Origin of the sequence: Acinetobacter gyllenbergii (assembly GCF_001682515.1) — a bacterium.
Taxonomy (GTDB): domain Bacteria; phylum Pseudomonadota; class Gammaproteobacteria; order Pseudomonadales; family Moraxellaceae; genus Acinetobacter; species Acinetobacter gyllenbergii.
Genome location: NZ_KV575282.1, coordinates 1 through 937, shown reverse-complemented (window position 1 = coordinate 937; position 937 = coordinate 1). Strand labels below are relative to the sequence as shown.

1 pseudogene is annotated in these 937 nt (G+C 47.2%); it reads left to right on the top strand.

Going from position 1 to position 937, the window contains the following annotated elements:
• Positions 1 to 937 (top strand): annotated as a pseudogene (locus tag NG55_RS20920) (hypothetical protein); the annotation flags it as partial.

Here is a 937-nt window from a genome sequence, read left to right as displayed (position 1 = left end):
GAATGGTCTAGATGCAAACGGCAACAAAGTTGAGAACGTTGCAGATGCAACAGCGGCAACAGATGCAGTGAACAAAGGTCAATTGGATGCAACACAAGCAAATGTAGACAAAGGCATCAAGTTTGGTAACGGCACAAGCAGCAACCAATTTGCTTTGGGCGATACCATTAATGTTAAAGGTTCAACTGATGGCAGCATTATCAGTACGACGACAGCGGATGGTGTACAGCTTGGCTTGGGTAATACCATTAAAGTGGGTACCGCGAATCCAGTTACGATTGATGGTACAGCGGGTACAGTCGGCGGGTTAAGCAACAAGACTTGGAACGGTACAGCGGTATCAGGTCAAGCAGCAACTGAAGATCAGTTGGCAGCCGTGGACAGCAAGTTAGGTGGTTTGGACGATGCAGCAGTTAAATATGACGATGCAACAACCAAAGACAAAATCACACTTGCAGGTGCTGGTGGAACCACGATCACTAATGTAAAAGCGGGTGATATCAGTTCAGCAACATCGACAGATGCGGTGAATGGTGGTCAGTTATTCACGACCAATCAAAACGTAACAACTGCACAAAATGCAGCGGATGCAGCACAAGCAACAGCAGATAAAGGCATCAAGTTTGGTAACGGCACAAGCAGCAACCAATTTGCTTTGGGCGATACCATTAATGTTAAAGGTTCAACTGATGGCAGCATTATCAGTACGACGACAGCGGATGGTGTACAGCTTGGCTTGGGTAATACCATTAAAGTGGGTACCGCGAATCCAGTTACGATTGATGGTACAGCGGGTACAGTCGGCGGGTTAAGCAACAAGACTTGGAACGGTACAGCGGTATCAGGTCAAGCAGCAACTGAAGATCAGTTGGCAGCCGTGGACAGCAAGTTAGGTGGTTTGGACGATGCAGCAGTTAAATATGACGATGCAACAACC